The 4,086-nt window shown below is 28.3% G+C and carries 3 protein-coding genes; all 3 read left to right on the plus strand.

Annotated features, from left to right (window positions below; genetic code table 11):
- A partial coding sequence (locus tag CHF27_RS13445) for an IS3 family transposase (protein ID WP_147294082.1) occupies positions 1–101 on the plus strand: 101 nt, incomplete at its 5' end.
- 491 nt (positions 102–592) lie between these two features.
- Positions 593–1,477: a chemotaxis protein gene (locus CHF27_RS13450; RefSeq protein ID WP_330409810.1), complete on the plus strand. Its 885-nt coding sequence runs from the start codon at positions 593–595 to the stop codon at positions 1,475–1,477.
- Between the two features lie 640 nt (positions 1,478–2,117).
- On the plus strand, positions 2,118–3,851 hold the full coding sequence (locus CHF27_RS13455) for a methyl-accepting chemotaxis protein (RefSeq protein WP_243445023.1): 1,734 nt from the start codon (positions 2,118–2,120) through the stop codon (positions 3,849–3,851).
- The last annotated feature ends 235 nt before the right edge of the window (positions 3,852–4,086 follow it).

Consider the following 4,086-nt stretch of genomic DNA (forward strand, 5'->3'; position numbering starts at 1 on the left):
TAGATGACTATATGGATTATTATAATAATGACCGATGTCAGTGGAACTTAAAAAAACTGACTCCTACACAATATAGGAATCAGCTTTTAAAAGTTTCTTAATGACCCTCTTTTTTTAATGTCCTTGACAAAGGATCCATTTTAAAGGTCTGCGCTTTTTTTATTATACAGATTGGTTACTAAAAAATGCTCAATATACAAGTGAAAATGTCGATAATATAAAGTGAATAGACTTTTTTAGATTATTGAAAACTAGGAACACTAGTGTCTAATTTTGTATATGAAAAAATTGATATGAATCCACAAAATATTTGGATTATTTACAAAATTAGCTACTTATGTTAATATAAACTCAATATTTAACTATAAAATTAAATTGGAAAAACCGAAATCATTGGGGACACAAAGATATGGGGACTTTTTTAAGTTAACCAGTTGCAAAAATCTGTCTTTTAGAAAAGAGTGTTAACTGATTTACATTGATACTCTTTTATTTTTTAAACTATGTAAGTTTATTTTAGTAATTATAAAATTTTTAATATGGGAGGTTTCTTATGGCAATTTCAGAAAGCACAAGTAAGACAAAAATACTTTTGGAATCAGGAACCAATGAACTTGAAATTATGGAATTTACGATTTCAGGTGAATTATTTGGTATAAATGTAGCAAAAGTTCGTGAAATTATGACGGCTCAAACAGTTAAAAAAATGCCAAATTCACATGAGGTTGTAGAAGGTGTATTTAAGCAAAGAGATGAAATTATTACTGTAATAGATCTAGGGAAATATCTAAATCTTCCTAAGTCTGAAGTTTCAGGTCATGATATTTTTATTATTACCCACTTCAACAAGTTGAATTTTGCGTTTCATGTGGAAACTGTTGTAGGTATTGACCGAGTTTCATGGGAAGCAATAAAGAAACCAGACAGAGTTATTTATGGTGGTGAAGAAGGAGTTGCAACAGGTATTGCAGAATATCAAGATAGACTTATAACTATTTTAGATTTTGAAAAAATTGTTGCAGAAATAAGTCCTGAATCAAGCATTCAATTTGAATCTTTAGAAAAACTGGGTGAACGTAAAGACAATGATAAAACTATTTTAATTGTAGAAGATTCAATGTTACTTTCAAAAATGATTGTTGAGTGTTTACATAAATCTGGTTATAAAAATACAGTTAAGGCAGACAATGGTCAAGAAGCATGGGATTATTTGGTAGAAGCGAAAACTTGTGGGGACCCAATTGAAAATCACGTTTCTTGTATAGTATCAGATATTGAAATGCCATTAATGGATGGACACCGATTAACTAAACTTGTTAAAGAAGATAGTGTGCTTAAAGAAATTCCACTAATCTTATTTTCTTCTTTAATAAGCGAAGAAATGCGTATTAAAGGTAAATCACTTGGAGCAGATGAACAAATAACTAAACCTGAAATAGCTAACCTTGTTAGTATTATTGATAGATTAGTAGATTAATTATGATAATAAAATAAAAATAAAAAGTAGCTCCTACAGGGACAAAATATTGTCTTTGTAGGAGCTGTTTTGCTATATGTAAATTAAATATATTTTATCATTTTTTAAGTTATCATTAATTTTAACAAGTTTAAACTTATTTTTATTTCGTTGATAAAATTAAAATTAAAATTAAAATTAAAACGCAATGAAATACTTTATATAAAATCTAAAGTATATATCTATTTTATCCGTATAAAAAAATAAGACAAACTATTTGAGGTGATAAAAATGATTGATAAAATAAAATTATTAAAAATCGCATAAACAATATCAATGTGACCGAAAGAAAATTCACTAGTATTCTCATCTTGAGAGGAGTATATGATATTAAAAAAATATAAAATTACAGTGTAATATGTCGGAATAATACATATTAAAATTACGTTGCAATGTGTCGAAATAGTATATTGAATATGATTTAAGTATATAAATAATAAAGATTAAAGTAATACAGTTTATTCAAAGGGATTTTTATCTAAAGTTAAGACAGTAAAGGGGAATATAACGTTGATTATTTAAATTTATTATTTAATATAGAAAAAATTATTGTATTATGTAGCAAAAATTATAACAAATCAAATAGTAGGGAGAAATGTATATGAAAAATTTAAAAATAGGTAAAAAGTTAGCAATATCTTTTATTGTTTTGTTAATGCTTACAGCGTTTGCAAATATTTATACAATATCTAATTTGAAAGAAGCAGCTAAATTAAGTAAGGATTTATTTGAGGGACCTTATGAATTAACAACTCAAACTATGGGGATTCGTAGAGATTTGGTTTCTATTGGAAGAAATATCGGTAATTCAATTCTTAGAGAAAATCCTAAAGAGTATAGAACTACAATTCTGAGCGACTTTGATAGCACTGATAAAAGAATTGAAAAAATTCGTGATGCTTTTAAAGGAGAGGATCAATTAATTGATGCTCTTGAGAGTTCAGTAGGTGAATTAAAACAACAATATGAAAAAGCTTATGCAGTTATAGATAAAGGTGACTATAAGGGTGCAAAAGAAATGACAGCAAAGAATACTGAATATTGGGGAGTATACGATAAATGTGTAGAAAATTCAGTAGCTCTTAATGAAAAGGCAGAAGCTCTTGGTATTAAATTTAATCAAGGAGTACAAGAGACAGCTTCAAAAGCAACTTTTGCTTCTAGTGCAATTTGTATATTTGCTATGATAGCAGGAGTAATTATATGTCTGTATATTACAAAGAGTTTAAAACAGCCAATTGAAGAAATAGAAATAGCTGCAAATAAAATGGCAGAGGGTGACTTTGATATTAATATTAATTATGAATCAAAGGATGAATTAGGTAGTTTATCAAACAGTATGCGTCAAATGAGTGAAAAAATTAAAGAAATTATAAATGACACAGTGCGTGTTTTAGGAGATGTTGCATCAGGTAATTTTGATGTTACACCTGAAGTACAATATATGGGAGTATTTAAAAATATTGAAAACTCAGTTAATAGAATTACTAATGATTTAAGTGAAACAATGTCACAAATAAATGTAGCTTCAGAAGAAGTTGGAGCGGCATCAGATCAAGTGTCAAGTGGATCACAAATGTTAGCACAAGGTGCTACTGAACAAGCAAGTGCAATTCAAGAGTTATCTGCAACGATTATAGAAATATCTGATAAAATTAAAAATACTGCGAATAATGCCAAAGAAGCTAATGTTTTATCAGTAAGTGCTGGTCGTGAAGTTGAAGATGGTAATGAACAAATGAAACAAATGGTTAAAGCTATGGAAGAAATTTCATTTACTTCTAATGAAATCGGTAGAATTATAAAAACAATAGATGATATAGCATTCCAAACGAATATACTAGCATTAAATGCTGCTGTAGAAGCCGCTAGAGCTGGTTCTGCTGGTAAAGGATTTGCAGTTGTTGCTGATGAGGTAAGAAATCTTGCTGCTAAATCAGCTGAAGCTGCAAAAAATACTGCTACACTTATTGAAAATTCAATACAAGCAGTTGGTAATGGAACTAAGATTGTAGATCATACAGCTGGTTCACTTCAAAAAATAATTGATACAACTAATCAAAGTATTTTATTAGTTGATGAAATAGCTAAAGCATCTGATGAACAAGCTAGTGCGATTGCTCAAGCTACATTAGGAGTAGAACAAATATCAGAGGTAGTACAAACTAACTCTGCAACTTCAGAGGAAAGTGCTGCTGCTAGTGAAGAATTAAGTGGACAAGCACAGATGTTGAAATCACTTATTGAGAACTTTAGATTAAAAGATACAAATCGTTCTCATAAACAAATAAATTTTAATAGTGATGAAAATAATTATTTTGGAATGAACGAGTAATACAATAACAAATATAAAAATTTATGATTTTCTAAAAAATGGAAGCTTTTATGCTTCCATTTTTAGAAATTGAATTTAAATATTGAATAAATTGAAATCTATTAAGTTTAATCAATAAAGGAGAAAAATATGAGCCAAGTAGATTCTTTAAATGAATTTTATGTGCAGGAAAATATGCAATTATTAGAGCAATTAGAAGAAATTTTACTTGTAGGTGGTAAATTAGAAAAAGAAG

The sequence above is a fragment of the Romboutsia maritimum genome (genome assembly GCF_002251085.2).
GTDB lineage: Bacteria > Bacillota > Clostridia > Peptostreptococcales > Peptostreptococcaceae > Romboutsia_B > Romboutsia_B maritimum.

Coding starts and splice junctions, on each gene's coding strand:
- CHF27_RS13455 (WP_243445023.1), top strand. CDS start 2,118: ATGAAAAATTTAAAAATAGGTAAAAAGTTAGCAATATCTTTTATTGTT.